At 68.7% G+C, this 22,937-nt stretch carries 21 protein-coding genes; 11 read left to right on the plus strand and 10 right to left on the minus strand.

The features are described from left to right. Window positions 1-277 precede the first annotated feature (277 nt). Both ACRSCF_RS00255 and ACRSCF_RS00260 read right to left on the minus strand, forming a co-directional pair. The gene (locus ACRSCF_RS00255) at window positions 278-1,279 is read right to left on the minus strand and encodes a Bug family tripartite tricarboxylate transporter substrate binding protein (protein WP_013799975.1); all 1,002 of its coding nucleotides are present in this window, start codon (window positions 1,277-1,279) and stop codon (window positions 278-280) included. A gap of 71 nt (window positions 1,280-1,350) precedes the next feature. Further along, window positions 1,351-2,559, minus strand: coding sequence for a CaiB/BaiF CoA transferase family protein (locus ACRSCF_RS00260; protein ID WP_013799976.1), 1,209 nt, complete (start codon window positions 2,557-2,559; stop codon window positions 1,351-1,353). A gap of 129 nt (window positions 2,560-2,688) precedes the next feature. On the opposite strand from ACRSCF_RS00260, the gene ACRSCF_RS00265 reads away from it, so the two are divergent. Further along, window positions 2,689-3,594 carry a LysR family transcriptional regulator gene (locus ACRSCF_RS00265; RefSeq protein ID WP_016447304.1) on the plus strand — a complete coding sequence of 302 codons (906 nt, stop codon included), beginning with the start codon at window positions 2,689-2,691 and terminating at the stop codon, window positions 3,592-3,594. On the opposite strand, the gene ACRSCF_RS00270 is transcribed toward ACRSCF_RS00265, so the two are convergent. Together ACRSCF_RS00270 and ACRSCF_RS00275 are read right to left on the minus strand one after the other, a co-directional pair. Beyond that, on the minus strand, window positions 3,584-5,008 hold the full coding sequence (locus ACRSCF_RS00270) for an FAD-binding oxidoreductase (RefSeq protein ID WP_013799978.1): 1,425 nt from the start codon (window positions 5,006-5,008) through the stop codon (window positions 3,584-3,586). The two genes, ACRSCF_RS00265 and ACRSCF_RS00270, sit on opposite strands and share 11 nt — an antisense overlap. Before the next feature lie 82 nt (window positions 5,009-5,090). After that, entirely contained in the window at window positions 5,091-5,459 is a 369-nt protein-coding gene (locus tag ACRSCF_RS00275; RefSeq protein WP_016447305.1) for an EF-hand domain-containing protein, read from the minus strand. Between the two features lie 181 nt (window positions 5,460-5,640). On the opposite strand from ACRSCF_RS00275, the gene ACRSCF_RS00280 reads away from it, so the two are divergent. After that, the gene (locus tag ACRSCF_RS00280) at window positions 5,641-6,213 is read left to right on the plus strand and encodes a cob(I)yrinic acid a,c-diamide adenosyltransferase (protein ID WP_016447306.1); all 573 of its coding nucleotides are present in this window, start codon (window positions 5,641-5,643) and stop codon (window positions 6,211-6,213) included. Between the two features lie 18 nt (window positions 6,214-6,231). Then, the gene (locus ACRSCF_RS00285) at window positions 6,232-7,137 is read left to right on the plus strand and encodes a LysR substrate-binding domain-containing protein (RefSeq protein ID WP_034365873.1); all 906 of its coding nucleotides are present in this window, start codon (window positions 6,232-6,234) and stop codon (window positions 7,135-7,137) included. Window positions 7,138-7,149: 12 nt separating this feature from the next. On the opposite strand, the gene ACRSCF_RS00290 is transcribed toward ACRSCF_RS00285, so the two are convergent. Then, window positions 7,150-8,379, minus strand: a complete 1,230-nt coding sequence (locus tag ACRSCF_RS00290; RefSeq protein ID WP_016447308.1) for a D-amino acid dehydrogenase — start codon at window positions 8,377-8,379, stop codon at window positions 7,150-7,152. A 222-nt stretch (window positions 8,380-8,601) separates the two neighbouring features. On the opposite strand from ACRSCF_RS00290, the gene ACRSCF_RS00295 reads away from it, so the two are divergent. Beyond that, a complete protein-coding gene (locus tag ACRSCF_RS00295; RefSeq protein ID WP_016447309.1) occupies window positions 8,602-9,483 on the plus strand; it encodes an amino acid ABC transporter substrate-binding protein in 882 nt (293 codons plus the stop codon). Between the two features lie 14 nt (window positions 9,484-9,497). Next, window positions 9,498-10,259, plus strand: coding sequence for an aspartate/glutamate racemase family protein (locus tag ACRSCF_RS00300; protein WP_160851031.1), 762 nt, complete (start codon window positions 9,498-9,500; stop codon window positions 10,257-10,259). Here ACRSCF_RS00300 and boxA read toward each other — a convergent pair. From boxA to ACRSCF_RS00320, 4 genes are all read right to left on the minus strand, one after another. Next, the gene (boxA, locus tag ACRSCF_RS00305) at window positions 10,253-11,584 is read right to left on the minus strand and encodes a benzoyl-CoA 2,3-epoxidase subunit BoxA (RefSeq protein ID WP_034365870.1); all 1,332 of its coding nucleotides are present in this window, start codon (window positions 11,582-11,584) and stop codon (window positions 10,253-10,255) included. The genes ACRSCF_RS00300 and boxA overlap by 7 nt on opposite strands. 26 nt (window positions 11,585-11,610) lie before the next feature. Beyond that, complete coding sequence (boxB, locus tag ACRSCF_RS00310) at window positions 11,611-13,038, minus strand: benzoyl-CoA 2,3-epoxidase subunit BoxB (RefSeq protein WP_034365867.1); 1,428 nt, start codon at window positions 13,036-13,038, stop codon at window positions 11,611-11,613. Between the two features lie 38 nt (window positions 13,039-13,076). After that, window positions 13,077-14,747 (minus strand): 2,3-epoxybenzoyl-CoA dihydrolase, encoded by a 1,671-nt coding sequence (gene boxC, locus ACRSCF_RS00315; RefSeq protein ID WP_212645588.1) that lies wholly within the window; start codon window positions 14,745-14,747, stop codon window positions 13,077-13,079. Window positions 14,748-14,941: 194 nt separating this feature from the next. Then, window positions 14,942-15,856: a helix-turn-helix transcriptional regulator gene (locus tag ACRSCF_RS00320; protein ID WP_013799986.1), complete on the minus strand. Its 915-nt coding sequence runs from the start codon at window positions 15,854-15,856 to the stop codon at window positions 14,942-14,944. Window positions 15,857-16,030: 174 nt separating this feature from the next. Here ACRSCF_RS00320 and ACRSCF_RS00325 point away from each other — a divergent pair, with 174 nt between their 5' ends. The 6 genes from ACRSCF_RS00325 (at window position 16,031) to ACRSCF_RS00350 (ending at window position 22,402) form a co-directional block, all read left to right on the plus strand. Further along, window positions 16,031-17,623 (plus strand): benzoate-CoA ligase family protein, encoded by a 1,593-nt coding sequence (locus ACRSCF_RS00325; RefSeq protein WP_046238978.1) that lies wholly within the window; start codon window positions 16,031-16,033, stop codon window positions 17,621-17,623. 164 nt (window positions 17,624-17,787) lie between these two features. Beyond that, complete coding sequence (locus ACRSCF_RS00330) at window positions 17,788-18,951, plus strand: ABC transporter substrate-binding protein (RefSeq protein WP_013799988.1); 1,164 nt, start codon at window positions 17,788-17,790, stop codon at window positions 18,949-18,951. Window positions 18,952-19,001: 50 nt separating this feature from the next. Next, window positions 19,002-19,874 (plus strand): branched-chain amino acid ABC transporter permease, encoded by an 873-nt coding sequence (locus ACRSCF_RS00335; protein ID WP_013799989.1) that lies wholly within the window; start codon window positions 19,002-19,004, stop codon window positions 19,872-19,874. Between the two features lie 3 nt (window positions 19,875-19,877). Next, the gene (locus tag ACRSCF_RS00340; RefSeq protein ID WP_016447317.1) at window positions 19,878-20,945 is read left to right on the plus strand and encodes a branched-chain amino acid ABC transporter permease; all 1,068 of its coding nucleotides are present in this window, start codon (window positions 19,878-19,880) and stop codon (window positions 20,943-20,945) included. After that, entirely contained in the window at window positions 20,938-21,696 is a 759-nt protein-coding gene (locus tag ACRSCF_RS00345; RefSeq protein WP_016452268.1) for an ABC transporter ATP-binding protein, read from the plus strand. The genes ACRSCF_RS00340 and ACRSCF_RS00345 overlap by 8 nt, the downstream gene beginning before the upstream one ends. Further along, window positions 21,689-22,402 (plus strand): ABC transporter ATP-binding protein, encoded by a 714-nt coding sequence (locus ACRSCF_RS00350; RefSeq protein WP_016452267.1) that lies wholly within the window; start codon window positions 21,689-21,691, stop codon window positions 22,400-22,402. The genes ACRSCF_RS00345 and ACRSCF_RS00350 overlap by 8 nt, the downstream gene beginning before the upstream one ends. Here ACRSCF_RS00350 and ACRSCF_RS00355 read toward each other — a convergent pair whose 3' ends face one another. Next, window positions 22,403-22,876: a hotdog fold thioesterase gene (locus ACRSCF_RS00355; protein ID WP_012202024.1), complete on the minus strand. Its 474-nt coding sequence runs from the start codon at window positions 22,874-22,876 to the stop codon at window positions 22,403-22,405. It abuts the gene before it with no gap. Window positions 22,877-22,937 lie beyond the last annotated feature (61 nt).

A 22,937-nucleotide genomic window follows, 5' to 3' on the forward strand; every position in this document is an offset into this window, starting at 1 on the left:
CGACCCCTGCGCTTCGCTACGGGGCAACCTGCGTCGTGGCGGTTGCGGGGTTCGCTGCGGAACTCGCTGCGTTCACTGCGTGAACTCCGCTCAGACAACCGCAGCGAGTCAGATGACGAAGCAGTCCTGTCCTTCGGCAGGACTGCAACCCCGCAACCGCCACGACGCAGGCGCGGTCATACGGGAGTGAACAGCGGGCGCCCAGCATTTGCGGACGCAAAAAAGGGCATGCCTTGCGGCATGCCCTGAAGGCGCATCGTGGGGCGCTCTGTGTTCTTTACTGCGAAGAGATGTTCTTGTCCTTGGCGATCTTGCTCCAGCGCGTGAAGTCGGCATTCAGGCGTGCCTTCATGGCCGCGCCGTCCTGGTAGGTGGCGATGGCGCCTGCGGCCAGCATCTTCTTTTGCAGCTCGGGCTCGGCCAGGATGAGCTTGAGTTCCTGGTTCAGGCGCTGGACCACGGCGGGCGGCGTGTTCAGCGGGGCGATCAGGCCGCCCCAGGTGTCGGCGTCGAAGCCGGGGAAGCCCTGCTCGGCCACCGACTTCACGTTCGGCAGCAGCTGCTTGGCCTTTTGCGAGCTGACGGCAATGGCGCGCAGCTTGCCGGCCTGGATGTGGGGCAGGGCTGCGACCACGTCGGCGAACATCACGGCGATCTGGCCGCCGATCAGGTCGGTCACGGCCGGCGCGCTGCCGCGATACGGCACGTGCTGCATGTCGAAGCCGCCCAGGTCCTTGAGCTGCTCCATGGACAGGTGGCCGAAGCTGCCCGTGCCCGAGCTGGTGTAGTTCAGCGCCGGCTTGGCCTTCTTGGCGTGCTCGATCAGCTGCTGCAGGTTGGTCACGTCCGGCAGCTCGCGCGGGTTGATGACGATGGCCATGGGCAGGTCATAGACCGTGGCCACGGGCAGGAAGTCCTTGCGCACGTCGTACAGGTTGTTGTTGAACAGCATGGGCGCCAGCAGCGCGGGCATGCCGAACATGGACAGCGAATAGCCGTCGGGCTGCGACTTGATGAAGGCCGCCGTGCCCACCGAGCCCGAGGCGCCGGGGCGGTTGTCGATGACGATGGTCTGGCCCAGGCGCTCGGTCAGGCGCTGGGCGACGATGCGCGCGGCCGTGTCGGTGGGGCCGCCGGGCGGGAAGGCCACGGTCAGCTTGATCAGCTTGTCGGGCCACTGGCTCTGGGCCCGTGCGGCGGGGGCCAGCGTGGCGATGGCGGTGGCGCAGGCGGCGGAAAGGATCTGGCGGCGCGAGGCCTGGAAGGGGGTGGAAGTCATATGTCTCCTCAAGCGGGAAGGGGTGGAAATGAGAGCCGTGGAGCGGTCTGGGTGGGAACGTCTGCGCGCTCTCAGATGATGTTTTTGGCGCGCAGCGCGGCGCGGGCCTGTTCGTCCAGGCCCAGGCGCTGCTGCAGCACCTCGTCGGTGTGTTCGCCCTGGTGCGGCGGCGGGCGGCGCACGGGCAGGCGCTGGCCGTCCAGCGCATAGGGCGGGGCCAGCACGGACTGGCTGCCGGCCTCGCTGTCCTCGAAGCGGTGCAGCAGGCCGGCGTCGGCCGTGCGCTGCGAGTTCAGGGCCTCGAACAGGCCCAGCACCTCGCCGCAGGGAATCTGCGCGGCCGTCAGGCATTCGAGCAGCTGGGCGCGCGTGAAGCGCAGCAGCTCGGCCTGCACCAGCGGCATCAGCAGATCGCGGTTTGCCGAGCGTGCGGTATTGGTGGCAAAGCGCTCGTCGGCGGCCCACTCGGGCTTGGCGATGACGTCGGTGCAAAAGCGCTGGAACTGGCCGTTGTTGCCCACGGTGATGACCAGAGGGCCGTCGGCCGCCTCGAACACGCCGTAGGGCACGATGGACGGATGGGCGTTGCCGAACTTGGGCGGGTCGCCGGCCTTGAGCAGGGCCTCCATGCCGTAGTAGCTGGTGATCATCAGGCCGCAGTCGTACAGGGCCATCTGCACATGGCGACCGCGCCCGCTGCGCTCGCGCTCGTAGAGCGCGGCCAGGATGGCCTGGGCCGAGTACATGCCCGTGAACATGTCCACGGCGGCCACGCCGAACTTCAGCGGGCCCTGGCCCTGCTCGCCGTTCATGGCCATGATGCCGGACTCGCCCTGCACCACCAGGTCGTAGCCGGGCCGCGTGGCCTCGGGGCCGCTGCGCGAGTAGCCCGAGATGGAGCAGTACACCAGGCGCGGGTTCAGCTGCGACAGCTGCTCGTAGCCCAGGCCCAGCTTCTCGGCGCCGCCGACCTTGAAGTTCTGGATGACCACATCGCTGTCGGCCGCCAGCTCGCGTGCGATGCGCAGGCCCTCTTCGGCCTGCAGGTCCAGCGTGACCGAGCGCTTGTTGCGGTTGGCGCTGTTGAAGTAGGAGGTGTTGCGCTGGCCCACGCGCACGCCCCAGTCGCGCGTGTCGTCGCCGCGGCCCGGGTGCTCGACCTTGACGACATCGGCACCCAGGTCGGCCAGCGCCATGGCACACATGGGGCCGGCCAGCACGCGCGAAAGATCCAGGACGCGCACGCCGTCCAGCGGCAGGGAAGAGGGGAGAGCACTCATGCGAAACCTTGTCGAACCACGAAAACCGCAACGGGCCGGTGATGCCCGGGCAGGCCCGCATTCTTCATTCGTTTATTGACTTTGACAATCGTGCTAAAAAATGGACATTGTGTGTACTGAGGTTTGACAATGGATCTGGGCGGACTGTCCCTGCTGGTGGACATCATCGAAGCCGGCAACCTGAGCCGCGCCGCCGTGCGCCTGGGCATGAGCCGCGCCAACGTCAGCCACCGGCTCAACCAGTTCGAGCGCCAGATCGGCCAGCAGCTGCTGCGCCGCACCACGCGCCAGGTCGAGCCCACCGAGCTGGGCCTGCGCCTGTACGCGCATGGCCGCGCGATACGCCAGGAGGTCATGGCGGCGGCCGAGTCGGTGGACAGCCTGGGCCAGAGCCTGCAGGGCACCGTGCGGCTGAGCGTGCCCAGCGGCTACGGCCAGCTGCAGATGTCGGGCTGGCTGACGGAGTTCATGCGCATGCACCCGGGCATCACGCTGGAGGTGATCTTCGACAACGACATCGAGGACCTGATGCAGGGCGCGGTGGACTTCGCCGTGCGCGTGATGACCGAGCCGCCCGAAAGCCTGGTGGCCTGCAAGCTTGGCGACGTGCTCTACGAGGCCTGCGCCACGCCGCAGTTCCTGGCGCAGCATGGCCACCCCGACTCGCTGCTGGCGCTCAAGCGCGTGCCGCTGATCACCTCGGCGCTCACGGGCCAGAAGCTGCGCACGGCCGGCATGAACGGCGCCCGGCCCACCGAGCTGCGCATACGCCCGCGCCTGATGTCGCCCAACTTCCACTTCCTGCGCGATGCCGTGCTGCAGGGCCTGGGCGTGGCCGTGGTGCCGCGCTACATGGTGGCGGCCGAACTGGCCAGCGGCGCGCTTGAGCGCCTGCCGCTGCCGCCGGGCAGCCTGGACTTTCTGGCCACGCGCCAGTACCTGCTGTACATGCCGTCCCACTACCAGACGCGGGCCATCACCACGCTGATCGACTTCCTGCGCGAGAAAGCTGCGGCGGAGGGACTCAGAGGCTGAAGATCTTGCCGGGGTTCAGGATGTTCTTCGGGTCCAGCGCCTGCTTGATGGAACGCATCATCTGCACCGCGCCGTCGCCGGCTTCCTCGCGCAGGAAATCCATCTTGTGGATGCCCACGCCGTGCTCGCCCGTGCAGGTGCCGCCCAGCGCAATGGAGCGCGACACCAGCTGGTGGTTGAGCTGCTCGGCGCGCGAGCGCTCATCCTCGTTGTCCGGGTCGATCAGGTAGCCGAAGTGGAAGTTGCCGTCGCCCACGTGGCCGACGAGGAAGTAGGGAATGCCGCTGTCGTCGGCCTCGCGCACCGAGTCCAGCAGCGCATCGGCCAGGCGGCTGATGGGCACGCAGGCGTCGGTGGTGATGCAGCGGCAGCCGGGGCGGCTGGAGACGGCCGCGAAATAGGCGTTGTGGCGGGCCGTGAACAATCGCGTGCGGTCCTCGGGGCGCTCGGCCCATTCGAAGGCATTGCCGCCGAACTCGCCCGCAATGTCCTGCACCATCTCGGCCTGCTCCTTCACGCCCGTGGGCGAGCCGTGGAACTCCATCAGCAGCATGGGCTCCTCGCGCAGCGTGAGCTTGCTGTAGGCGTTGACCATGCGCACCGAGTTCACGTCCACCAGCTCCACGCGGGCAATCGGCACGCCCATCTGGATGGTCTGGATCACCGTGCGCACGGCGGCCTCGATGCTGGGGAAGGAGCAGATGGCCGCGCTCACGGCCTCGGGCAGCGGGTACAGGCGCACCGTGATCTCGGTGACCACGCCCAGCGTGCCCTCGCTGCCCACGATCAGGCGCGTGAGGTCGTAGCCCGCGCTGCTTTTCTTGGCGCGCGTGCCGGTGCGCATCAGCTCACCGCTGGCCGTGACCAGTTCCAGCGCCAGCACGTTCTCGCGCATGGTGCCGTAGCGCACGGCATTGGTGCCGCTGGCGCGCGTGGCGGTCATGCCGCCGATGGAGGCATCGGCGCCGGGATCGATGGGAAAGAAGAAGCCCGTGTCCTTGATGGCATCGTTGAGCTGCTTGCGCGTGATGCCGGGCTGCACGGTGACCGTCAGGTCCTCGGTGTTGACCGAGAGAATGCGGTTCATGCGGCTCAGGTCCAGGCTGATGCCGCCCTCGACGGCCAGCAGATGGCCTTCGAGCGAGGAGCCAGCGCCGTAGGGGATGACCGGCACGGCATGCTGGTCGGCCAGCTTCAGCGCGTCCTGCACGTCCTGCGTGCTTTCGGCAAAGACCACGGCCGCAGGCGGGGGCGCCTGGATGGCGCCCTCGTCGCGGCCGTGCTGTTCGCGCACCGCCAAAGCCGTGGAGCACTGGGCGCCGAAACGCTGGGCCAGGGCTTGGAGGAAGGCTTCGGGAATGGGGCGCTGAGCGAAGTCAGGCTGCAGGCGGACGGGGGCGACAGGGGCGTTCATCGGTGTTCTCCAGGGGGAACTGGAAAGAATACCACCGGCCCTGTCGCCCAACCGTGTGGGTCAGCCGCCAGGCATCCGGGTGTCAGCGCGGCTGGACAGCCTTGCTGAATTCATCGCGCGACAGCGATCCGTTCTTGTCGGCATCGATCTGGGCGAAATTGCTGCTCACGGCGGGCAGGGCCTCGGCCTCCTTCTTGCTCAGCTTGCCGTCCCGGTTGGTGTCGGCGCGGTCGAATGCGGCCTGCACCTCGTTGGCGCCGGCCGACGAAGGGGCCGGCGCTGCTTGTACGCCGGTGGCAGGACCGCTACCGGCTCCAAAGGAGGCCTGCGAAGGAGGCGCAGCGGGAGTAGATGTCTGCGCCATGGCAGCAACGCTGCCCAGCGAAATGGCCGCGAACAACATCACGCTGCGGATTTCAAAACCAGAGACTTTGCGCAGTTGAGAGGTCATGTGTCGAACTCCTTGTCGAACGTGGAACATGACTGCATTCCACCTGTTGCAGCGCAGCAGGGCCAGCACTTTTGCCGGCTGTTGCCTGCTACAACATTTGCGTGCCGCCTGTAACGCACAATTGGGTGTTGGGCCGTTACGGGTCCGGCTTTCCACCCCCGCACCGCCAAGGAGAACGCCCATGGGCAACCGTTTGACACAGATCGCCACGCGCACCGGAGACGACGGCAGCACGGGCCTGGGCGACAACACGCGCGTCTCCAAGAACAGCGGCCGCCCGCACGCCATGGGCGATGTGGACGAGCTCAATTCCCACATCGGCCTGCTGCTGTGCGAGGCCCTGCCCGAGGACGTGCGCGAGCTGCTGGTCGATGTGCAGCACCAGCTGTTCAACCTCGGCGGCGAGCTGTCCATTCCCGGCTATGAACTGCTCAAGGACGAGGCCCTGCTGCAGCTCGATGAAGCGCTGGCCCACTACAACGCGCAGCTGCCCCGGCTGCAGGAATTCATCCTGCCGGCCGGCAGCCGCGCAGCGGCCCAGGCCCATGTCTGCCGCACCGTGGCGCGCCGTGCCGAGCGCATGGTGGTGGCGCTGGAGCAGGGCGAGGCCATGCGGCCCGCGCCGCGCCAATACCTGAACCGCCTGTCCGACCTGCTGTTCGTGCTGGCACGCGTGCTCAACCGCATGGATGGCGGCGACGACGTGTACTGGAAAAGCGAGCGGCTGGCGCGCGCGCAGTCCGCTCAAGAGTGACCGTGCTGAGGACGGCCCATGCGCCTGCGCCACATCGAGGTCTTCAATGCCGTCATGCAGACCGGCAGCGTCAGCGCTGCCGCACGGCTGATCAACATCACCCAGCCGGCCGTCAGCCGCACCCTGCAGCATGCGGAGCTGCAGCTGGGCTTTGCGCTGTTCCAGCGCGCACGCGGGCGGCTCACGCCCACCAATGAGGCGCTGGCGCTGTTCCCCCACATCGAGAAGCTGTTCGAGCAGCTCGACGAGGTCCAGCGTCTGGCCGACAACCTGCGCCATGGCCGGGCAGCGGACCGGCTCACCGTGCTCACCGTCTTCGCGCTCAGCCGCGAGGTGCTGCCGCGCGCCGTGGCCGGCTTTCGGCGCCGCCACCCGCAGGTGCAGGTCCATGTGCAGGCACTGCACACCCCCCAGGTGGTCTCGGCCCTGCTGCTGCAGGAGGCCGACGTGGGCTTCGTCATCAGCTCCGTGGGCCAGCCCGCGCTGGAGCATGAGCTGCTGGCCGAGGTGGACATGTTCTGCGTGCTGCCCAAGGGCCTGCTGCCGCCCTCGCGCGTGCGCGAAGAGGGCATGGAGCTCAAGGACCTGGCCGAGCTGCCCGTGGTCGCGCTTGATGCGCGCGACCCGCTGGGCATGCGCCTGGGCCAGGCCTGCCGCGAGCACGGCGTGGGCCTGTCGCCCGTGGTCACCGTGCAGACCTACCACGCGGCCCTGTCCATGGCCGAGTACGGCCTGGGCGCCGCCATCATGGACGGCTGCACCGCCCTGGCCGCCGACAGCCGCAAGGTCCATGTCGTGCCCCTGCTGCCGCGCATCACGGTGGGTGTGAATGCCCTGAGCCTGCCCCAGCGTCCAGGGTCGGTGCTGGCACGGGCAATGACCGAGGAAATGCGCAAGGCCTTGCGCGAGTTGCTGGCTGGTTGAGGCCTGCGGGTTTCAGGCCTGCTCCATCTGCCCCACCAGCCTCTGCGCCGACCCGAACGCCAGCGTCAGCCCCAGCGCGCCATGCCCCGTCTGCAGCCACAGGTTGCGCGGACCGCCGCGCTGGCGGCCGGTGAGGGGCAGGCCGGTGGGTGTGGCGGGGCGCATGCCGGTCCAGGGGTGGAGGTTGCCGTCCAGCGGCAGGTCGGCGAAGACCTCCTGCGTGGAGCGGCGCAGGCTGGCGATGCGGCGCGGGTCGGTGCGCGTGTCCCGGCCCACGATCTCCACCATGCCGGCCACGCGCAGGCGTTCGCCGATGCGTGCGAAGACGACCTTGCGTGCGGTGTCGGTGACGCTGACCCGGGGCGCGGCGTGCGGCAGCTGCGCGGCGGCATCGGCGGTGATGCTGTAGCCCTTGAGCGGATAGACGGGAATGCGCAGGCCCAGCTGTCGCGCGTGGACCGCGCTTTCCCAGCCGCTGGCCAGCACGTAGTGGTCGGCGCGCAGCGGCAGCGGGCCTGCGGCGGTGCGCAGGCCGGTGATGGCGTCGCCTTCGCGCTCGAAGCCCTGCAGCTCCACGCCGTAGCGCAGTTCGGCGCCGCGTGCGGTGAGCCGGGCGGCCAGTTGTTCGCACAGCAGGCGGCAGTCGGCGGCGGCCTCGCTGGGCGTGTGTACGGCGCCTGCAATGCGCTGGGCGTAGCCGGCGAGCGCGGGTTCGATGCGCGCCACTTCGGCGGCGTTGACGATGCGCTGCGGCGCGCCGCCCAGGCCCGCTTGCAGCGCCACCTGCTGCGCGGCGGCATCCAGCGCCTGCTGGGTGGGGTAGAGCACCAGCTTGCCCGGCGTGTGCAGGTCGCAGGCCAGTGCTTCGACGGCCTGGAGCGACTCGAAGGCCTGGCGGCTTTCGGCGGCCAGGGCCAGCAGGGCGCGCGTGCCTTCGGCCGAGGCATGGGCATTGCAGGCGCCCAGAAAGCGCAGTCCCCAGGCCCACTGCGCGGGGTCGGCGCGCAGGCGGAAGGCCAGCGGCGAATCCTTTTGCAGCAGCAGGCGGGGCAGCATCTTCCAGATGCCGGGATCGGCCAGCGGCTGCACGTAGGAATAGCTCAGCTGCGCGCCATTGCCGCCGCTGGCGCCCTGGGCGGGGCCCGGTGCGCGGTCCAGCACGGTGATGCGGTGGCCGGCCTGCCGCAGCGCCCAGGCCGTTGCCAGGCCGACGATGCCGGCGCCCACGATGCAGACATGCATTGATCGTTTCTCCATGCAGCTGCACTGTAGGCCGCGCGCGGCAGGCCGGGCCATGGCATTTGGCACACGGGCCATGCACGCAGGTTATGGCCGGGGGCTGCTGCTGCGGGCAGGCGGCCAGCCCATAACCGGCGGGCATGGACCGGCCCGATATTGTCATTCCGCAAAGGCCGCCGCCCTTCCTACACTGGCCGCACATCCACCAAAGACGAGGAGACAAGCATGCAACTTCACACCACCGCGCTGTGCGCGGCCCTGGCCCTGGGAGGCCTGGCTGCGGCCCATGCCGACACGCTGGCCAAGGTGCGCGACAGCGGCCGCATCACGCTGGCCTACCGCGAGTCCTCCGTGCCCTTCAGCTACCTGGACAACGGCAAGCCCATCGGCATGACGGTGGAGATGTCCCAGGCCGTGGCCGAGGCCGTGAAGAAGGCGGTGAACCGGCCCGATCTGAAGGTGCAGTGGCAGGCCGTGACCTCGCAGAACCGCATGCCGCTGCTGGCCAACGGCACCATCGACCTGGAATGCGGCTCGACCACCAACAACACAGTGCGCGGCAAGGAGGTGGCCTTTGCCATCAACCATTTCTACACGGGCACGCGGCTGCTGGTGAAGAAGAGTTCGGGCATCAAAAACTACGCCGACCTCAAGGACAAGACCGTGGCCATCACCACGGGAACCACCAACCTGCAGGTGCTGCGCAAGGCCAATGCCGACAAGGCCTGGGGCATGAACATCGTCATGGCCAAGGACCATGCGGACGGCTTCCTGCTGGTGGAGAACGACCGCGCCGCGGCCTTCGGCATGGACGACATCCTGCTCTTCGGCCTGATCCCCACGGCCAAGAACCCCGGGGACTTCGAGGTGGTGGCCGACTCGCTGCAGGTCGAGCCCTATGCCTGCATGCTGCGCAAGGACGATGCCCAGTTCAAGCAGTTGGTCGATGGCGTGATCGGCGACATGATGAAGTCGGGCGCGTTCGCCAGGCTGTATGACAAGTGGTTCATGCAGCCCATTGCCCCGAGGAACGTGGCCCTGGGCCTGCCGATGAGCGAGCAGTTGCAGAAAAACCTGCAGGACCTCAGCGACAAACCTGCTTTTTGATTTTGGATCGCAGCATGCAGCAGCAGCTTCAGCCCCCGCGCGCGGTGGGCATTCTCGGGGGCATGGGCCCGGCCGCAGGCGCGGATTTCGTGCGCCTGTTCGTGCAGGCCTGCACGGCGCACCTGCAGCAGCAGGGCCTGCCCGTGCATGACCAGGCCTATCCCGAGCACTGGCTGGTGCAGCTGCCCATGCCCGACCGCAGCGCGGCGCTGCGCGCGGACCCGCAGTCGCCCACGGGGCCGGCCCAGCACCTGCTGCAGGGCGTGGGCCGCATGGCGGCGCTGGGCGTGCGCAGCGTGGCCCTGGCCTGCAACACGGCCCATGCCTGGCATGGGCAGCTGCAGGCGCTGTTTCCGCAGCTGCATGTGCTGCACATCGCGCGCCAGGCCGCCCTGCACCTGCAGGCCGGCGGCGCGCAACAGGCTATCGTGCTGGCCACGCAGGGCACCTATGACAGCGGCCTGTACGACGCGGCGCTGGCCGAGTGCGGCATCACCGCGCTGCAGCCCGATGCGCAGGGCCGCGCGCGGCTCATGCAGGGCATCTACGACGGCGTCAAGCAGGGCGACATGGACCTGGCCGCGCGCTGCTTCGGCGAGGTGCTGGCCCCGCTGCTGCAGCGCCATGGCGATGTGCCCGTGATCATGGGCTGCACCGAGATCCCGCTGGCCCTGCCGCAGTCGCCGCTGGCGCGCGGTGCCGAGCTGGTGGACCCTGCCTGGATACTGGCCCAGGCCCTGGCCAGCGATGCGTATGGGCCTGTAGCGATTCAATAAGTTTCCAGATGCAGCCGGCCTTCGCGCTTGAGGCGTGTACCGACCTGTTCCCAGTCCAGCCCGGCTTGCTGCGCCACGTCGCGCAGTGCCAGCACCACGCCTTCCTCCATGCTCTTGAGCCCGCAGACGTAGAAGTGCGCGTTGTCGTCGCGCAGCAGGGCCGCCAGGTCGGCCGCACGTTCGCGCAGCAGGTCCTGCACGTAGCGCCGGGGCTGGCCGGCCACGCGCGAGAAGGCCAGGTTGTTGTCGATGAAGTCGCGCGGCAGGCTTTGCAGCGGGCCGAAGTAGGGCAGCTCCTGCGGCGTGCGTGCGCCGAAGAACAGCATGAGCTTGCCGCCCTCGAACCTGCCGCTCTTGCGCAGCCGCCTGCGCCATTCGGTCATGGCGCGCATGGGGGCGCTGCCCGTGCCCGTGCAGATCATCACGATGTGCGAGCGGGGATGGTTGGGCATCAGGAACGACTGGCCGAACGGGCCTATGACCTGGACCCTGTCGCCGATGCGTGCGTCGCACAGGTAGTTGCTGGCCACGCCGCGCACGGGGCGGCCCTGGTGGTCCTGGGTGACGCGTTTCACGGTCAGCGCCAGGTTGTTGTAGCCGGGCCGCTCGCCATTGCGCGCACTTGCCACCGAGTACTGGCGCGCCACATGCGGGCGGCCCTGGGCATCGGTGCCGGGCGCGATGACGGCGATGGACTGGCCTTCGAGCACGGGGAACGGCTGGCTGCCGAAGTCCAGCACGATGTGGTGGGTCTCGCTGTCGAAGCCCGCCTCCGTGCAGTTGAGGTTGCCGACCACGGTGGCCGTGACGGGGCTCCTGGGGCCATGCAGGTTGGTGTACGGATGGGCGGCTGACCAGGGCGGCACGGTGGCGCCGTAGCTGGCGCTGCGCAACACCTGGGTATCGGCCTGGTCATCGGGCCGGGCCGCATCCGCACCGCGCGTGGCGGCCGCCGCGATCACGGCCTGGGCCTGGCTCAGGTCCTCGGCGGCAGGCGCGCCCCCTGTGTCCTGTGCCTGGGCCCGTGCCTGAACCAGCGCCTCAGGCGGCAGTTCCTCGGGCAGCTCGTCCCAGAGCAGCTGCTCGGCCACGGGATAGGCGCTCGCCAGCGGCACCTTGCGCCAGTTGTCGATGGCGCCCGTGGGGCAGGGCGAGACGCAGTCCATGCAGCCGTTGCACTGCTCGGCCTGTACCACGTAGTTGCGGTCATCGTGCGTGATGGCGCCCACGGGGCAGGTGGCCTCGCAGGTGTTGCAGCGGATGCAGATCTCCGGGTCGATCAGGTGCTGGGTGAGGATGCCGTGTTCTACCAAGGCGACTGTCATGGGCGACTCCCTGCTGGCGCGGCGCTTCAGTTGAAGCGCACGTATTCGAAATCCACGGGCTGGCGGTTGATGCCCATGACCGGCGGCGCGATCCAGCCCGCGAACTGGCCCGGCTCCACGCAGCGGCCCATGAGCGAGGCGACGAAGGCGCGGTCGGCGTCCGAGGGCAGCCATTCGTCCTCGCGCATGCGCCATTCCTGCTCGCTGACCACGCGGCCGTCGGGGCTCATGCGCACGCCCGCCAGCGCGCCGATCTGGCGGTTGAAGGCCTTGTGCGGCACGGTGAGGCGGAAGTCGATGCCGGCCTTTTCCATGACCTTGTTCCAGCGGCCCACGCCCGCGTTGGAGTCCTTGATGTAGTCGTCGCGCAGCACCTCGTTGAGCGCGTTGAGCATGGGTACTTCCTTTTCCTGCAGCCTGCCGTCCACCACTTCCAGCACCTTGTAGTGCTGGTCGTGCAGGCGGTGGTCGTCCGCGCGCTTGCCTTCCTCGTAGCGGCCCTTGAGGCCGCTGCTGTAGAAGGTGGCGGCATTGCTGGACTGGTCGGCGCCGAACAGGTCGATGGTCACGCTGTAGTGGAAGTTCAGGTAGCGCTGCAGCGTGGGCAGGTCGATCACGCCGGCCGCGCGCAGGCGGCCCACGTCGTCGGTGCGCAGCTCGTTCATGACCTGGCAGGTGCGCTGCAGCACGCGCGAGACACCGGACTCGCCCACGAACATGTGGTGGGCCTCCTCGGTCAGCATGAACTTGGTGGTGCGCGCCAGCGGGTCGAAGGCGCTTTCGGCCAGCGCGGCCAGCTGGAACTTGCCGTCGCGGTCGGTGAAGTAGGTGAACATGAAGAAGGACAGCCAGTCGGGCGTCTTCTCGTTGAAGGCGCCCAGGATGCGCGGGTTGTTCTCGTCGCCGGACTGGCGTTCCAGCAGGGCCTCGGCCTCCTCGCGGCCGTCGCGGCCGAAATGCTTGTGCAGCAGGTAGACCATGGCCCACAGGTGGCGGCCTTCCTCGACGTTGACCTGGAACAGGTTGCGCAGGTCGTACATGGACGGCGCGGTCAGGCCCAGGTGGCGCTGCTGCTCCACCGAGGCGGGCTCGGTATCGCCCTGGGTGACGATGATGCGGCGCAGGTTGGCGCGGTGCTCGCCGGGCACGTCCTGCCAGGCCTTCTCGCCCGCGTGGTCGCCGAAGTGCACCTTGCGGTCGGCCTCGGCCGGGTTCAGGAAGATGCCCCAGCGGTAGTCGCGCATCTTCACGTGGCCGAACTGGGCCCAGCCCTGCGGGTCCACGCTGATGGCGGTGCGCAGGTAGACGTCGTAGTCGGTGGAGCCTTCGGGGCCCACGTCGCCCCACCAGTTCAGGAAGTTGGGCTGCCAGCTCTCCAGCGCGCGCTGCAGGGTGCGGTCTTCGCCGAGGTTGACGTTGTTGGGGATCTTCTCGCTGTAGTTGATGGCGCTCATGGTGGGGTCTCCGTGGATGTTTCGGGGCGTGCCTGCGGTCAGACGCGGTTGAAGTCGAAGCCGGCCTTCTGGCCCGTGCCGTAGAGCTTGAGAGCGCCCTTGTCGCCCACGGCATTGGGGCGGTTGAAGATCCAGTTCTGCCAGGCCGACAGGCGCCCGAAGATGCGCGTGACCATGTTCTCGCGGCTGGCAAAGCGCAGGTTGGCCTCCAGGCCCGTGAGCGCATCGGGCGACATGGCGGCGCGCTCTTCCATGGCGATGCGGATTTCGTCGTCCCAGTCGATGTCGTCGGGCGCGGCCGTGACCAGGCCCAGGGCCAGGGCCTGGTCGCCGTCCAGCGCGCGGCCCGTGGCGGCGCGCGCGGCCTCCAGCGGCGCGGCCTCCTCGTAGAAGCGGCGCTGCAGGCGCGACTGGTCGTTGACCAGGGGCAGCAGGCCGAAATTGAATTCGTCCAGCTGGATGCGCGGGGCGCGCTCGGTGTCATCGGGCAGCACCAGCATGTAGGCGCGGTCGGCCGCGAAGGCCAGCTCGGCCAGCATGCCCACGAAGCAGGAGCCGGGCTCGATCAGCGCGAACAGCGTGCGCGAGGACACATCCAGCCGCGCAAAGCTGCGGCGCAGCAGGCCCAGCGTCTCGCGCGCCAGCCAGTGGTCCTGGTGGGCCAGCAGGGCGGCGCCTGCGGCCAGCACGGCGGCGGCATCGCCTTCGGTCTTGAGCAGCCAGGTGCCCACGTCCAGCTCGTTGGTGCGCAGGTGCAGGATGGCGTCGTCCAGCTCGCGGCCCATGGCCAGCGGCCACCAGGCGTCGCCGGCCTGCTCGATGGCTTCGATGCTGGCGGGCTGCGGGCCTTGCCCAAGCGTGGGCGCCTTCACGGTCAGCGTGGCGCTGCGGCGCGCGCGGTCGATCTGCACGCTGACATGGCGGTAGTGCAGCGCGTCGTCCGTGGCCTCGCGTTCCAGGCGCTTGAGCGTGATGCCCTGCGCATTGGCGGGGCGCGTGCTGCCCTCGGCCAGGCGCTGCGCGCGCTCGGCCACCACGGCCTCGAACTGCGCGGGCTTGGCCACGGCATCCACCAGGCGCCAGTCCACCGCGCGCTGGCCGCGCACGCCTTCGACGCTGGTGCAGAAGATGTCGGCCAGGTCATGGCGCACATGGCGCTTGTCGGTCACGCGCGTGAGGCCGCCCGTGCCGGGCAGCACGCCCAGCAGCGGCACCTCGGGCAGGGAGACGGAGGAGGAGCGGTCGTCGATCAGCACGATGTCGTCGCAGGCCAGGGCCAGCTCGTAGCCGCCGCCTGCGCAGGCGCCGTTGACGGCGGCCAGGAACTTCAGGCCCGAGTGGCGCGAACTGTCCTCGATGCCGTTGCGCGTCTCGTTCGTGAACTTGCAGAAGTTCACCTTCCAGGCATGGCTGGACACGCCCAGCATGAAGATGTTGGCGCCCGAGCAGAAGATGCGGTCGCGCCCGCTGGTGACGATGACGGTGCGCACCTGCGGATGCTCGAAGCGGATGCGGTTGAGCGCGTCGTGCAGCTCGATGTCCACGCCCAGGTCGTAGCTGTTGAGCTTGAGCTTGTAGCCGGGCCGTATGCCGCCGTCCTCGGCGATGTTCAGCTGCATGCGGGCGATGGCGCCCTCGACGGTGAACGACCAGTGGCGGTACTGGGCGGGCTCGGTGCGGTAATCGACAGTGGGGCTGGACGGGTGCATGGACGGCCTCTTGGATGAAAAATAGTGCAGTCGCAGATACGGTGCAGGCACAATTATGCAGATTCATCACAAAAATGCACGCAGCAACACGCACGATAGTGCGTGTTTTGGCCATATCCAGGGTAAACACCAGCCAGTACAGGCGAAAAAAATCCAGGCCTGGGGCCTGGATGCCGTGGGTTGCTGCCGCCGTCTCAGCGTGCGGGCAGGAACAGTGCCTTCAACTGATCGAAGCTCTGCTCCAGCGTCTGGCCGCTGGTATCCACCACATGGTCGGCCTTGGCGTAGAAGCCGGCGCGGCCTTCGAGGATGCTGCGCAGATCGTCCATGGCCTCGGGATTGGCGGCCATGGGGCGGGTGTCGCCCTGGGCCACGACGCGGGCCATGTGCTCCTCGGGCTGGGCCTTGAGCCAGACCGTGGTGCAGTGCGACAGCAGCTCGTTGAAGGTGGCTGGGTCGGAGACGATGCCGCCCGGCGTGGCGATGACCACGTCGCTGTAGATCTGCACGGCCTCCTCCAGCGCGCGGCGCTCGTAGCGGCGGTAGGCGTTGGCACCGTACAGGTCGTGGATGGCGCGCACGCTGCAGCCCGCAATGCGCTCGATTTCCTGGTTGAGTTCGAGGAAGGGCACGCCCAGCTGCTCGGCCAGCATGCGGCCCAGCGTGGACTTGCCCGCGCCGCGCAGGCCGATCAGGGCGATGCGCGTGTGGCGCTGGCGGTCGCTGGGCGCCGTGCCCAGCAGCTCGCCTGCGGCCAGGCGCACGCGGCGCAGGTCCTCTTCATCGCGGCCTTCCAGCAGTTCGCGGATCAGCAGCCATTCGGCGCTGGTGGTGGTCACGTCGCCCAGCAGCTCGGCCATGGAGCATTGCAGGGCCTGTGCAATATGGTGCAGGACCAGCACCGACACATTGCCCGTGCCGTATTCGAGGTTGGCCAGGTGGCGCTCCGAGACATCGGCCGCCGCCGCCAGGGCGCGCCGCGTCATGCCCCGGCGCGAGCGCAGGCTGCGCACACGCTCGCCCAGCGCCTGCAGCACCTGGTTCCTGGGGGCTTCTGAGAGGGAATCCGCCGCCCCGGCGGACTGGGCTGCCGTCTCGAACTGGTCCATAGAGTTTCCTTGAAGAGGGCGTGAATGATAAACAGTCGGGGTTAACACCAGCCATGCAATATAGTGCTTGACGCTCGGTGGTGTTCTAACTATCTTTCCGGTGCACGCACAATATTGCATGTTGCGCGGAAGATCACAAGTCGGGCCGGATGCCCGATGTCGAAGGAGACCCCGATGATCGACTTCACCCAGCCCTTCAATTTCGCCGCGCACCTGTTCGCGCTCAATGAGGGGCGGCCCGGCAAGATCGCCTACATCGACGACCACGGCACGCTGAGCTACGGCCAGCTGCAGCAGCAGGCGCAGCGCATGGCCAGCGGCCTGCTGGCGGCGGGCATCCACCGCGAGGAGCGCGTGCTGCTGCTCATGCACGACCGCCATGAATGGGCCGTGGCCTTTCTGGGCGCGCTGTATGCGGGCGTGGTGCCGGTGGCGGTGAACACCTTGCTCACGGCCGACGACTACGCCTACATGCTGGGCCACAGCCGCGCCCAGGCCGTGCTGACCTGCGATGCGCTGCTGCCCCTGCTGCGCCAGGCGCTGGACCGGGCGCCCAACGAGGTGCGCCATGTCTGGGTGGCCGGCGACGAAGCGGCGGCGCGCGCCGCAGGCTTTGCGCCCCTGCAGCCCTGGCTGGCGGCGCAGCCGCCGCTGCCCGCACCGGCGCCCACGCTGGGCGATGACCCGGGCTTCTGGCTGTATTCCTCGGGCTCCACGGGCAAGCCCAAGGGCGCGGTCCACACGCATGCCAATCCGTACTGGACGGCCGAACTCTATGGCGGCCCGGTGCTGGGCCTGGGCGAGGGCGACATCTGCTTTTCCGCCGCCAAGCTCTACTTCGCCTACGGCCTGGGCAATGCCCTGAGCTTTCCGCTGAGCGTGGGCGCCACCGTGCTGCTGATGGCCGAGCGGCCCACGCCCGAGGCCACCTTCGCGCGCTGGGTGCAGCACCGGCCTACGGTGTTCTTCGGCGCGCCCACGGGCTTTGCGGGCATGCTGGCCTCGCCGCTGCTGCCCGCGCGCGAGCAGGTCAGCCTGCGCATGTGCTCCTCGGCCGGCGAGGCGCTGCCGGCCGAGATCGCCCAGCGCTTCAAGGCGCATTTCGGCGCCGACATCGTGGACGGCATCGGCTCCACCGAGATGCTGCACATCTTCCTGTCCAACCGGCCTGGCGACATCCGCTACGGCACCACGGGCAAGCCGGTGGACGGCTACCGCGTGGAGCTGCGCGGCGAGGACGGCCGCCCCGTGGCCGATGGCGAGGTGGGCGACCTGTTCATCCAGGGGCCCAGCGCCGCCCTCATGTACTGGGGCAACCGCGACAAGACGCGCGAGACCTTCCAGGGCGGCTGGCTCAAGAGCGGCGACAAGTACGTGCGCGACGCCGATGGCTACTACACCTATGCCGGGCGCAGCGACGACATGCTCAAGGTCAGCGGCATCTATGTCTCGCCCTTCGAGGTCGAGGCCACGCTGATGCAGCACCCGGCCGTGCTGGAGGCCGCCGTGATCGGCAAGACCGACGCCGACGGCCTGCTCAAGACCAAGTCCTTCGTCGTGCTCAAGGACGGCTGCAGCGCCACCGAGGCCGAGCTCAAGGCCTTCGTGAAGCAGCGCCTGGCCGCCTACAAGTACCCGCGCTTCATCGAGTTCGTGGACGAACTTCCCAAGACCGCCACCGGAAAGATCCAGCGTTTCAGGCTCCGAGAGCGCGAAGCCAGTACACCCCCTGAGCCGCTACGCGGCTTCCCCCTCTCTACTCGCTGAGCGAGGGAGGGGGACGACACCCTCGGTGCGGGGCGGCCCTTCCTCGGTGTCCCTCGCTTTGGGACGCGCCAGTTTCAAGGGGCGTGGCAGTGCCATGGAGAACCGAAATGAATTGTGTGAGCAAGACCCGCAAAGCAAGACCCATCCACCACAAGGAGACACGCATGAACACCGATCGCAAACACTGGGCCGTCCTCGCCCTGACGGCCTCCCTGTCCTGCGGCGCATATGCGCAGGACAGGATCAAGGTCGGCTTCATGCTGCCCTACAGCGGCACCTATGCGGCGCTGGGCTCGGCCATAGAGAACGGCTTTCGCATGTTCGTGAACGAGCAGGGCGGCAGGCTGGGCGGGCGCGAGATCGAGTTCTTCAAGGTCGATGACGAGTCCGATCCGGCCAAGGCCACGGACAACGTCAACCGCCTGATCAAGCGCGACAAGGTCGATGTGCTGGTGGGCACCGTGCATTCGGGCGTGGCCATGGCCATGGCGCGCGCGGCCAAGGAAAGCGGCACCGTGCTCATCGTGCCCAATGCGGGCGCCGATGCGGTCACGGGCGCCATGTGCGCGCCCAACATCTTCCGCTCGTCCTTCTCCAACTGGCAGTCCTCCTATCCCATGGGCGTGGTGGCGGCCAGGCAGGAGGGCAGGAAAACCGCCATGACCATCACCTGGAAATACGCGGCCGGCGAGGAGATGACCAATGCCTTCAAGGAAGGCTTCGAGAAGGAGGGCGGCAAGGTCAGCAAGCAGCTCACCGTGCCCTTTCCCAACGTGGAGTTCCAGGCCCTGCTGACCGAGATCGCGGCGGCCAGGCCCGATGCGGTGTTTGCCTTCTTCGCGGGCGCGGGCGCCGTCAAGTTCGTCAAGGACTACCACGCGGCCGGCCTGCACAAGACCATCCCGCTGTACGGCTCGGGCTTTCTGACCGACGGCACGCTGGAGGCCCAGGGCGAGGCCGCCCAGGGGGTGCTGACCACGCTGCACTACGCCGACGAGCTGGGCACGGAGCGCGACCGGCGCTTTCGCTCCGCCTATGCCCAGGCCTACAAGCTGATGCCCGATGTGTATGCCGTGCAGGGCTACGACGCCGCCCAGATGCTGGGCGTGGGCCTGAAGGCGGCGGGCGGCGACATCGCGAAGAAGGCCGAGTTCCGCCAGGCCATCGAGAAGGCCACCATCCCCAGCCCGCGCGGTGACTTCACTATCAGCAAGTCGCACAACCCCGTGCAGGACATGTACCTGCGCAAGGTCGTGGGCAAGGAGAACCAGCGCATGGGCGTGGCGATCAAGGCCCTGGGCGATACCGGCCGCGGCTGCCGCATGTGAGGCGCGGGGCGCACTCATACGGACGAATACGCACGCATACGGACATCGCCATGGACCTTGCCACCTTTCTCGTGCAGTGCCTGAACGCCGTCCAGTACGGGCTGCTGCTGTTCCTGCTGGCCTCCGGCCTGACGCTGATCTTCGGGATCATGGGCGTGATCAACCTGGCCCATGGCAGCTTCTACATGATCGGCGCCTACATGGCCTTTGCGCTGTCCCCGCTGCTGGGCCAGCACTTCATCACCATGCTGCTGGCCGGCGTGGCGCTGACCGTGGTGCTGGGCTATGCGCTGGAGTGGGCCTTCTTCAGCTACCTCTACGAGCGCGAGCACCTGCAGCAGGTGCTGATGACCTTCGGGCTGATCCTGGTGTTCGAGGAGCTGCGCTCGCTGCTGGCGGGCAACGACGTGCATGGCGTGCCGCTGCCCGGCTGGCTGTCGGGCAGCTTCTCGCTGGGCGGGCTCATGAGCTATCCGTGGTACCGGCTGTTCGCCTCGGGCGTGTGCCTGCTGGTGGCGCTGGCGCTGTACTGGGTGGTCAACCGCACGCGCCTGGGAATGATGGTGCGCGCGGGCGCCAGCAACCGCGACATGGTGCGCGGCCTGGGCATCGACGTGAAGCGCCTGTACCGCATCGTCTTCGCCATCGGCGTGGCGCTGGCGGCACTGGCGGGCATGATCGCCGCGCCCATGAGTTCGGTCTATCCGGGCATGGGCGGCAACGTGCTCATCATCTGCTTCGTGGTGGTGGTGATCGGCGGCATCGGCTCGATCACGGGCGCGCTGCTGGCCTCGCTGCTGGTGGGCTTTGTCGATACCTTCGGCAAGCTGTTCTTCCAGGAGCTCAGCGGCATGAGCGTCTACCTGCTGATGGCGGTGGTGCTGGTGTGGCGGCCCCAGGGTCTGATGGGGCAAAGGAGCTGAACAATGGCCGTATCCAATCCTTCTCCGGCCCTGCTGGCAGCTGCCGCGCAGCCCGTAGAGATGCCGCAGCGCGCCTGCCGATGGCAGGCCTGCGCCGTGCCGCTGGCCTGCGTGGCGCTGCTGGCGCTGGCCGGCCCCTGGTGGTCGGACTATCTGTCGGGCCTGGTGGTCAAGACCATGATCCTGGCCATCTTCGCGCTCAGCCTGCAGCTGCTGGTGGGCGGCACGGGCCTGGTGAGCCTGGGGCATGCGGCCTTCATGGGCCTGGGCGCCTATGCCGCCGTGCTGTCCGCAGGCAACGAGGGCGGCAGCCTGCCGGCCATGCTGGGCTGGGCGCTGCTGGCCTCGGGTGGCTATGCGCTGCTGGTGGGCCTGCTGAGCCTGCGCACGCGCGGCATCTACTTCATCATGGTGACGCTGGCCTTCGCACAGATGGCCTACTTCGTGGTCCACGACACGGGCATCGGCGGCGGCAGCGATGGCATCTACCTGATGGCCCGGCCCGCGCTGGGCGCCATCGACATGGAAATCCCGCGCGTGCAGTACTACGTGGTGCTGGCCGCCCTGGTGCTGGTCTATGCCTTCCTGGCCGGGCTGCGCCAGTCGCGCTTCGGCGCGGCGCTGGCGGGCATACGCGTCAACGAACAGCGCATGCGTGCGGCCGGCTTTACCACCTACGGGTACAAGCTCGCGGCCTTCGTGCTGGCCGGCATGCTGGCTGGCGTGGCAGGCTTTCTGCTGGCGGTGCGCGATGCCGTGGTCAACCCCGAGCTGCTGTCCTGGCACCACTCGGGCGAGGTGCTGCTGATGGTCATCCTCGGCGGCCTGGGCTCGCTGCGCGGCGCCGTGCTGGGCACGGTGGCCTTCGTCGCGCTCAAGGAGGTGCTGTCCACGCATGCCATCGTCGGCCCCATGGCCGATCACTGGCAGCTGAGCCTGGGCCTGGCCATCATCGTGCTCGTGGCCCTGCTGCCGAAAGGACTGATGGGGCTGATCGGGCTGGCTGGCCTTGCACGGCAACGCGCTGGAGTGCACAACGAGGTCCACCACAAGGAGGCCGGACATGGCTGATGCGGCACTGCTTTCGGTGCGCGGCCTCACGCGCCGCTTCGGCGGGCTCACGGCCGTGGGCGACGTGGACCTGGACCTGCACGAGGGCGAGGTCCATGCCGTGATCGGCACCAACGGCGCGGGCAAGTCCACCCTGGTCAACATGCTCTCGGGCGAGCTGGCGGCCAGCGCGGGGCGCATCGCGCTCGCGGGGCAGGACGTCACGCGCATGCCCCAGCCCCGGCGCGCGCGTGCCGGCGTGGGCCGCAGCTACCAGCGCACCACCATCTTTCCCGAGTTCTCGGCGCTGGAGAACTGCCGGCTCGCGGCCCAGGCGCAGATGGCGCTCAGGCCCTGGCAGCTGGGCCTGTCCGCACAGCGCTGCGCGGCCAGCCTGCGCCAGGCCCATGCGGCCCTGGAGCGTGCGGGCCTGGCCGGGCAGGCGCTGGCCGTGGCCGGCACGCTGAGCCATGGCGCCAAGCGCCAGCTGGAAGTGGCCATGTGCCTGGCCACCGGCCCGCGCGTGCTGCTGCTGGACGAGCCGCTGGCCGGCATGGGCGCCGAGGAGACCGAGCGCATGCTGGCCCTGCTGCAGGAGCTCAAGCGCGGCCATGCGGTACTGCTGGTCGAGCACGACATGGACGCCGTGTTCCGCATCGCCGACCGCATCACCGTGATGGTCAACGGCAGCGTGGTGGCCACGGGCACGCCCGCGCAGATCCGTGTCGATCCCGTGGTCCGTACTGCCTATCTCGGAGAAGACGATGACTGAGCCCATGTTCGCCATCGACGAGCTGCATACCTACTACGGCGACAGCCACATCCTGCAGGGCGTGAGCCTGGCGCTGGGCGCGGGCCAGGCCGTGGGCCTGCTGGGGCGCAACGGCATGGGCAAGACCACGCTGATCCGCACGCTCATGGGCTATGTGCCGGCACGCTCCGGCCGCCTGCGCGCCGATGGCCGCGACTGCACGGGCGCGCCGCCCGAGCGCATGGCGCGGCTGGGCATTGGCTATGTGCCAGAGGGGCGCGGCATCTTCCCCAACCTCAGCGTGCGCGAGAACCTGGTCATGAGCGCCCGCCCCGGACTGCAGGGCGAGCGCCACTGGACGCTGGAGCGCGTGCTCGACACCTTCCCCCGGCTCGCGGAGCGCCTGGCCAACGGCGGCGACCAGCTCTCTGGCGGCGAGCAGCAGATGCTGTCCATAGGCCGCGCGCTGATGACGCACCCGCGCCTGCTCATCCTCGACGAAGCCACCGAAGGCCTGGCCCCCCTGGTCGTCGCCGAAATCTGGCGCGTGATCGCCGCCATCCGCAGCACCGGCATCTCCACCCTGATCGTGGACCGCGACTACAAAAAGGTCCTGGCCCACACCGACCGCGCCGTGGTCATGGCCAAGGGCCGGCTGGCGCTGCAGGCCGACTCGCGGGAGCTGCTGGCGCAGCCGGAGCGCCTGTCGGAGTTGCTGGGGGTTTGATCAGGGCTGGGCCGCCACTGGCGGCTGCGCCGCGAGCTTGACGTTCTGCGCATGCGTGGGCGGCAGCAGCGCCATGGTCAGGCTGCAGGTGCAGGTCAGGCGGCCGGTTTCGTCATGCAGTTCGATGGCCCAGACATGGGTGGTCTGGCCCAGGTGCACGGGGCGGGCCGTGCCCGTGACCCAGCCCTGGCGCGCGGCGCGCACATGGTTGGCCGAGACGTTCAGGCCCACGCTGCGCCAGCCCTCGGGGATGGAGCAGGCCGCGGCCACCGAGCCCAGGGTCTCGGCCAGCACCACGTTCACGCCGCCGTGCAGGATGCCGTAGGGCTGGCAGGTGCGCTGGTCCACGTGCACGCGGCCGCGCAGGAAGTCGTCACCGATCTCGGTGAACTCGATGCCCAGGTGCGAGACGGCCGTGTCGGCGCTCAGCGAGGTGATGTCTTCAAGGGTGAAGCTGCGCTTCCAGATCGGCATGGGAGAAGTCCTGTGGGTGCAACGAAAAAGACGGCCCCGTGGGCCGTCCTTGCATGCTACG

It is taken from the genome of Delftia sp. 11MD, assembly GCF_050907895.1.
In the GTDB taxonomy this organism is placed as follows: domain Bacteria; phylum Pseudomonadota; class Gammaproteobacteria; order Burkholderiales; family Burkholderiaceae_C; genus Comamonas; species Comamonas tsuruhatensis.

Excerpts from the sequence above, each read along its gene's own strand:
- ACRSCF_RS00255 (WP_013799975.1), bottom strand. The coding sequence starts at position 1,279 with ATGACTTCCACCCCCTTCCAGGCCTCGCGCCGCCAGATCCTTTCCGCC.
- ACRSCF_RS00260 (WP_013799976.1), bottom strand. The coding sequence starts at position 2,559 with ATGAGTGCTCTCCCCTCTTCCCTGCCGCTGGACGGCGTGCGCGTCCTG.
- ACRSCF_RS00265 (WP_016447304.1), top strand. The coding sequence starts at position 2,689 with ATGGATCTGGGCGGACTGTCCCTGCTGGTGGACATCATCGAAGCCGGC.
- ACRSCF_RS00270 (WP_013799978.1), bottom strand. The coding sequence starts at position 5,008 with ATGAACGCCCCTGTCGCCCCCGTCCGCCTGCAGCCTGACTTCGCTCAG.
- ACRSCF_RS00275 (WP_016447305.1), bottom strand. The coding sequence starts at position 5,459 with ATGACCTCTCAACTGCGCAAAGTCTCTGGTTTTGAAATCCGCAGCGTG.
- ACRSCF_RS00280 (WP_016447306.1), top strand. The coding sequence starts at position 5,641 with ATGGGCAACCGTTTGACACAGATCGCCACGCGCACCGGAGACGACGGC.
- ACRSCF_RS00285 (WP_034365873.1), top strand. The coding sequence starts at position 6,232 with ATGCGCCTGCGCCACATCGAGGTCTTCAATGCCGTCATGCAGACCGGC.
- ACRSCF_RS00290 (WP_016447308.1), bottom strand. The coding sequence starts at position 8,379 with ATGCATGTCTGCATCGTGGGCGCCGGCATCGTCGGCCTGGCAACGGCC.
- ACRSCF_RS00295 (WP_016447309.1), top strand. The coding sequence starts at position 8,602 with ATGCAACTTCACACCACCGCGCTGTGCGCGGCCCTGGCCCTGGGAGGC.
- ACRSCF_RS00300 (WP_160851031.1), top strand. The coding sequence starts at position 9,498 with ATGCAGCAGCAGCTTCAGCCCCCGCGCGCGGTGGGCATTCTCGGGGGC.
- boxA (WP_034365870.1), bottom strand. The coding sequence starts at position 11,584 with ATGACAGTCGCCTTGGTAGAACACGGCATCCTCACCCAGCACCTGATC.
- boxB (WP_034365867.1), bottom strand. The coding sequence starts at position 13,038 with ATGAGCGCCATCAACTACAGCGAGAAGATCCCCAACAACGTCAACCTC.
- boxC (WP_212645588.1), bottom strand. The coding sequence starts at position 14,747 with ATGCACCCGTCCAGCCCCACTGTCGATTACCGCACCGAGCCCGCCCAG.
- ACRSCF_RS00320 (WP_013799986.1), bottom strand. The coding sequence starts at position 15,856 with ATGGACCAGTTCGAGACGGCAGCCCAGTCCGCCGGGGCGGCGGATTCC.
- ACRSCF_RS00325 (WP_046238978.1), top strand. The coding sequence starts at position 16,031 with ATGATCGACTTCACCCAGCCCTTCAATTTCGCCGCGCACCTGTTCGCG.
- ACRSCF_RS00330 (WP_013799988.1), top strand. The coding sequence starts at position 17,788 with ATGAACACCGATCGCAAACACTGGGCCGTCCTCGCCCTGACGGCCTCC.
- ACRSCF_RS00335 (WP_013799989.1), top strand. The coding sequence starts at position 19,002 with ATGGACCTTGCCACCTTTCTCGTGCAGTGCCTGAACGCCGTCCAGTAC.
- ACRSCF_RS00340 (WP_016447317.1), top strand. The coding sequence starts at position 19,878 with ATGGCCGTATCCAATCCTTCTCCGGCCCTGCTGGCAGCTGCCGCGCAG.
- ACRSCF_RS00345 (WP_016452268.1), top strand. The coding sequence starts at position 20,938 with ATGGCTGATGCGGCACTGCTTTCGGTGCGCGGCCTCACGCGCCGCTTC.
- ACRSCF_RS00350 (WP_016452267.1), top strand. The coding sequence starts at position 21,689 with ATGACTGAGCCCATGTTCGCCATCGACGAGCTGCATACCTACTACGGC.
- ACRSCF_RS00355 (WP_012202024.1), bottom strand. The coding sequence starts at position 22,876 with ATGCCGATCTGGAAGCGCAGCTTCACCCTTGAAGACATCACCTCGCTG.